The organism is Pseudomonas sp. NPDC079367 (assembly GCF_044542195.1).
Lineage (GTDB): Bacteria > Pseudomonadota > Gammaproteobacteria > Pseudomonadales > Pseudomonadaceae > Aquipseudomonas.
The window spans coordinates 20,867-26,824 of the sequence record NZ_JBITTW010000002.1 but is presented as its reverse complement, the minus strand read 5'-3'; the positions used below and the strand labels follow the sequence as shown (position 1 = coordinate 26,824).

5 protein-coding genes and 1 pseudogene are annotated in these 5,958 nt (G+C 60.4%); 3 read left to right on the top strand and 3 right to left on the bottom strand.

The window, feature by feature from the left end:
* Together ACIGDJ_RS04825 and ACIGDJ_RS04820 are read left to right on the top strand one after the other, a co-directional pair.
* The coding region (locus ACIGDJ_RS04825; protein WP_397504518.1) for a PilZ domain-containing protein at positions 1-576 on the top strand (576 nt) is incomplete at its 5' end.
* Positions 577-590: 14 nt separating this feature from the next.
* Positions 591-1,313 (top strand): glycerophosphodiester phosphodiesterase, encoded by a 723-nt coding sequence (locus ACIGDJ_RS04820; RefSeq protein WP_007910500.1) that lies wholly within the window; start codon positions 591-593, stop codon positions 1,311-1,313.
* A 42-nt stretch (positions 1,314-1,355) separates the two neighbouring features.
* Here ACIGDJ_RS04820 and sthA read toward each other — a convergent pair whose 3' ends face one another.
* Both sthA and ACIGDJ_RS04810 read right to left on the bottom strand, forming a co-directional pair.
* A complete protein-coding gene (gene sthA, locus ACIGDJ_RS04815; protein ID WP_397504517.1) occupies positions 1,356-2,750 on the bottom strand; it encodes a Si-specific NAD(P)(+) transhydrogenase in 1,395 nt (464 codons plus the stop codon).
* A gap of 201 nt (positions 2,751-2,951) precedes the next feature.
* A complete protein-coding gene (locus tag ACIGDJ_RS04810) occupies positions 2,952-3,998 on the bottom strand; it encodes an FAD:protein FMN transferase (protein ID WP_313005759.1) in 1,047 nt (348 codons plus the stop codon).
* Between the two features lie 75 nt (positions 3,999-4,073).
* Here ACIGDJ_RS04810 and ACIGDJ_RS04805 point away from each other — a divergent pair, with 75 nt between their 5' ends.
* Positions 4,074-5,375 carry an MFS transporter gene (locus tag ACIGDJ_RS04805; RefSeq protein WP_397480139.1) on the top strand — a complete coding sequence of 434 codons (1,302 nt, stop codon included), beginning with the start codon at positions 4,074-4,076 and terminating at the stop codon, positions 5,373-5,375.
* A 178-nt stretch (positions 5,376-5,553) separates the two neighbouring features.
* Here the strand turns inward: ACIGDJ_RS04805 and ACIGDJ_RS04800 are convergent.
* A pseudogene (locus ACIGDJ_RS04800) lies at positions 5,554-5,958 on the bottom strand (glyceraldehyde-3-phosphate dehydrogenase); the annotation flags it as partial.

Sequence of the window (5,958 nt, the reverse complement as noted above, 5' to 3'; positions counted from 1 at the left end):
ACATTAGATGAAGAAGATCGCCGCGAATACTACCGTATCGAGGACATGATCGCACTGGAAATTCGGCCCCTGTCCGCTCCCGAAGCCGCAGGCGAGGAAGTGTTGCAGGATGCTTCCCCACTCTTCAACCTGCTCAGCGAATTACACCTGAGCGAATTCGAGTCGCAGCACCTGCTGCGCCAGATCAGCGAGCGCGACCGCGCCATCGCTGCGTTCCTCAAATCGCAGAACAAACGCATCGACCTGCTCAGCCAGGTGGTCGCCCTGACCGTGCTCGGCCACATCGGCGAGCCGCAACCGGTAATCATCTCCGAGGGCGGAATCGATTTTCAGTACCCGACCCCGATTGCCACCGGCGCGCACCTGTCGGTGAAACTGGTGCTGATGCCGCAAGCCTTGGGCCTGCTGTTGCGCGCCCGGGTTACCCATTGCGATCCGAAGGGCGATGGCTATGACGTCGGCACCGAGTTCGAGCGCCCGACCGATGCCCAGCGCCAGTTGCTCGCGCGCTACATCTTGCAAAAGCAGGCCCAGGAACGCCGTCTGGCCCGCGAACAGAACGACTCTGGCATTTAACTTAAGGAAGCACCGTGACCCTCATCTACGGCCACCGCGGCGCCAAGGGCGAAGCACCGGAAAACACCCTGAGCAGCTTTCAGGAATGCCTCAAGCACGGCGTGCGCCGCTGCGAACTGGATCTGCACCTCTCCAAGGACGGTGAACTGATGGTCATTCACGACCCGACGCTCAAGCGCACCACCGAGCGCCGCGGCAAAGTCGTCGAGCACACCGCCGCCGAACTGGTGACCTACGACGCGCGCAAGGGTGGCCCGGGCTGGATCAAGCCGTGCCCGATTCCGACGCTGGAAGAGTTGTTCGAGAAGTGTGATTTCGAGCACTGGCAGCTGGAAGTCAAAAGCGCTTCACGCACCCGCGCGGCAACTACCGTGCTGGCGATTCGGGAAATGGCTCAGCGCCATGGCCTGCTCGACAAGGTCACGATCACCTCGAGTTCGCGGGAAGTCTTGAAGGCAGCGCTGGATCTGGTGCCGGACGTGTCGCGTGGCCTGGTGGCCGAGTACGCCTGGCTTGATCCATTGAAGGTTGCGGCCAGTTACGGTTGCGAGATTCTCGCGTTGAACTGGACGCTGTGTACGCCGGAACGCCTGCAAAAAGCGCAACGTCAGGGCCTGCATGTGTCGGTGTGGACCGTCAACGAGCCTGCACTGATGCGCAGACTCGCCGACTTCGGCGTTGACAGCCTGATTACAGACTTTCCCGGTTTGGCCACTGCCACCCTTGAGAATTGCTGAAATCGGTCTCCCCGGCCGGCTCAGGCCACCGGCCGGAGCCCGTCAAAAAAGCCGGTTGAGGCCGTCGTACGCCGCTACCCGATAGGCTTCGGCCATGGTCGGGTAGTTGAACGTGGTGTTGACGAAATACTTCAGGGTGTTCAGCTCGCCCGGCTGGTTCATGATCGCCTGACCGATGTGAACGATCTCCGACGCCTGATAACCGAAGCAGTGCACGCCGAGCACTTCCAGCGTGTCGCGGTGGAAGAGAATCTTCAGCATGCCCTGCGGCTCACCGGCGATCTGTGCACGCGCCATGCTCTTGAAGAACGCCTTGCCGACTTCGTACGGCACTTTGGCCTGGGTCAGCTCCTGCTCGTTCTTGCCGATCGAGCTGATCTCCGGAATGGTGTAGATGCCGGTCTGCACGTCATTGACGAAGCGCCAGCTGCCATTGTCGACGATGCTGCCAGCGGCCGAACGGCCCTGGTCGTGGGCGGCACTGGCCAGGCTCGGCCAGCCGATCACGTCACCGGCGCCGTAGATGTTCTCTATGCAGGTGCGGTAGTTCTGGTCGACTTCGATCTGGCCACGGCTGTTGACCTTGACCCCGATGTTTTCCAGCCCCAGCGTGTCGGTGTTGCCAGTACGGCCGTTGCACCAGAGCAAGGCGTCGGCCTTGATCTTCTTGCCGGACTTCAGGTGCAGGATCACCCCGTTGTCCACACCTTCGACGCGGTCGTACTCCTCGTTGTGACGCACGGTGATGTTGTTGTTGCTGAAGTGGTAGCTCAGCGCCTGGGAAATTTCCGAGTCGAGGAAGCTCAGCAACTGGCCACGGTTGTCGACCAGTTCGACCAGCACACCCAGACCGCTGAAGATCGACGCGTATTCGCAACCGATCACACCAGCGCCGTAAACGATCAGTTTGCGCGGGGTGTGGCCGAGGCTGAGGATGGTGTCGCTATCGTAGATACGCGGGTGGTGGAAATCGATGTCCGCCGGGCGATACGGACGCGAACCGGTGGCGATGATGATGTGCTTGGCCACCAGCTTCTCGACAACGCCGTTGCCGCAGACCACTTCGATGGTTTGCTCGTCGGCGAAGCTGCCGGTACCGAAGAACACGTCGACGCGGTTACGGGCGTAGTAGCCGGTGCGCGAGGCGACTTGTTTGGAAATGACTTTTTCGGCGCTTTTCAACACGTCCGGGAAGGAGAACCAGCGTGGCTCGCCGATCGCGCGGAACATCGGGTTGGTGTTGAACTGCATGATCTGCCGCACCGAGTGACGCAGTGCCTTGGACGGGATGGTGCCGAGGTGGGTGCAGTTGCCGCCGACCTGACGACGGCTATCGACCATCGCGACCTTGCGCCCCGCTTTGGCGGCGTTCATTGCCGCGCCTTCTCCCGCCGGGCCGGAACCCAGTACCACCACGTCGTAGTTGTAGACAGCCATGCGTACTCCTCAGAACAGGCCGCGGTGCCAACAGCACCGGCGGCTAAATCACGCCGAACGGCGGCGCGAAGGAACAATTGGGGGCCAGTGAAGAACCCGGACACAGTCTATAGAAGCGTCAACGCCGCGCACATTAACCCTTGGTCGCGTCGTAGGCTACTTTTGCCTGCACTACAACGCCAGCTTTCGTCTTGTCTTCGGTCAGTTTTTTTCACCGACAAGCTGCGTAAATGCCTGACTGCTGCGGGTGTCGAAACCTGTATCGGCACGCAGGACAAAGAATGCAGCAATGCCATGCTTTTGGGCATAGTCCCGCGCCCTTTCCGGCCCGAGAATCAGCAACAGCGTCGATAGTCCATCGGCCATCAACGCTGAAGGATGAATCACCGTGACTGACGCCAGGTCGTGTAGGACCGGCCGCCCGCTACGTGCATCGAAGGTGTGGGAATAACGCCGGCCGTCTTGCAGAAAATAGTGGCGATAGTCACCAGAAGTGGAAACACCATAGCCATCGACATCGATAATCCGCTCGGCCACTTGCTGGTCATCCCGGGGTTCTTCGAGAGCGATGCGCCATGCTGAGCCGTCAGGCTTCTTGCCCTTGGCTTTGAGCTCTCCCGTGGCTTCGACCAGATAATTGTCGATGCCCATGTGCTGCAATCTGACCGCGATGACATCCACGGCATAACCGGCTGCGATGCTGTTGAAGTCGACTGCGACGGCGGCATCCTTGCACAAATGGTCACCGTCAATGCGCAGGTGTTGATGGCCGACCCGCTGCATGACTTCGGCCAGAGCGGCCGCATCGGGGACTTTTTCTTCGCGTCCTTGCGGGCCAAATCCCCAGAGGTCCAGCAGCGGTTCCACGGTCAGGTCGTAGGAGCCTTCGCTTTGCGTTGAAAGCTGTTCGCCGATGCGGACCAATTCGAGCACTGCTGCCGGCATGGCTTGGCAGCTATCGGCGGGCAAGGCGTTGAAACGTTCGATGGCGGAGTCACTTCGGTAAGTCGACAGCTGTTGATCGACTTCACCAAGGATGGCCTCCACTTCGCCGCGCACCATTGAAGGATCGGCGCCCCCGGCGTGGCGCACGTACTTGACCGACCAGGTGCTGCCCATGGTCGAACCGCCAACCTGTTCCAGGGAATCGCCGCTGCCGCAGCCGCCGATTGCCACCGCCAACACCACAGGCCCCCACCAGCGTCCAGTTAACAATTCTTCATCTCCCGGCAAAACCACGGCGGCCATTATGAACTACAAGCGCCCGCTCGCTTCCCCATGGCTGCAACGCCTTTATACAAAATTGAACAGTGAGTACCTCCCATGTCCTCCACCACGGGCAAAGGCAAAGCGATCTTTCGTGTTGTCAGCGGCAACTTCCTCGAAATGTTCGACTTCATGGTCTACGGCTTCTACGCCACGGCCATCGCTAAAACCTTCTTCCCCACGGACAGCGCGTTCGCTTCACTGATGCTGTCGCTGGCGACCTTCGGTGCCGGCTTCCTGATGCGTCCGCTCGGGGCGATTTTCCTCGGCGCCTACATCGACCGTCACGGTCGACGCAAAGGGCTCATTATCACCTTGGCGATGATGGCCGCCGGTACAGTGCTGATTGCCTGCGTGCCCGGCTACGCGACGCTCGGCGTCGCCGCACCGCTGCTGGTGTTGTTCGGCCGCCTGTTGCAAGGTTTCTCGGCCGGCGTGGAATTGGGCGGCGTGTCGGTTTATCTGGCGGAGATCTCTACGCCCGGTCGCAAAGGGTTCTTTGTCAGCTGGCAGTCCGCCAGCCAGCAGGCTGCGGTCGTCTTCGCCGGTCTCCTTGGCGTCGGTCTCAACCATTGGCTGAGTCCGGAGCAAATGGGCGAATGGGGCTGGCGTGTGCCATTCCTGATCGGCTGCATGATCGTGCCGGTGATTTTCTTTATCCGCCGCTCGCTGGAGGAAACCCCGGAATTCCAGGCGCGCACCCACCGCCCTACCCTCGGCGAGATCGTCCGCTCGATCGGCCAGAACTTTGGCATTGTCATTGCCGGCATGGCGCTGGTGGTGATGACCACGGTGTCGTTCTATCTGATCACCGCTTACACCCCGACCTTCGGCAAGGCTGAGTTGCACCTGTCCGATCTCGATGCATTGCTGGTGACGGTGTGCATCGGCTTGTCGAATTTCTTCTGGCTACCGGTGATGGGCGCCGTGTCAGACAAGATCGGGCGAAAACCCTTACTGCTGGCAGCGACGATTATGGCGATCCTGACGGCGTATCCGGCGCTGTCGTGGCTGGTGGCGAATCCGAGCTTCAGCCATTTGCTGGTTGTCGAATTGTGGCTGTCGTTCCTTTACGGCTCGTACAACGGCGCGATGGTTGTGGCGCTGACCGAAATCATGCCGGTGGAAGTGCGCACCACCGGCTTCTCGCTGGCCTACAGCCTGGCAACGGCGACGTTCGGCGGGTTTACGCCGGCGGCGTGTACCTATCTGATTCATGTGCTGGACAACAAGGCTGCACCGGGGATCTGGCTCAGTGGCGCAGCGGTATTGGGGTTGATTGCAACGCTGGTGTTGTTCCGTGGCAACCGGCATGAGTTGCGCACGGCGCAAGCCGCTGTGGCCGGCGGCGTTAGTTAGATCGCACCCGCCAGCGCGATCGTTCCCACGCTCTGCGTGGGAATGCTTCAAGGGACGCTCCGCGTTCCAATGGGACGCAGAGCGTCCCGGGCTGCATTCCCACGCAGAGCGTGGGAACGATCACTCCACAAACAAAAACGCCCCGACACAGGTCGGGGCGTTTTCATTTTGCTAAGGCTTAGCGTGGGAACGCTGGCGGATTCACATCAGCCATGTCTTCCATCACGCGAACCACCTGGCAGCTGTAACCGAACTCGTTGTCGTACCAGACGTACAGCACAACGCGGTTGTCTTGCACGATGGTGGCTTCAGCGTCGACTACACCGGCGTGACGCGAGCCAACGAAGTCAGTCGACACCACTTCCTGCGAATTGACGAAGTCGATTTGCTTGTGCAGATCGGAGTGCAGCGCCATGTAGCGCAGGTACTCGTTCATCTCTTCACGGGTGGCGGCTTTCTCAAGGTTCAGGTTGAGAATGGCCATCGACACGTTTGGCGTAGGAACACGAATCCCGTTAACGTTCAGATTGACGCCCAGCTCAGGCACGGCCTTGTCATCATCGGAGGCAGCACCGGTCTCGTT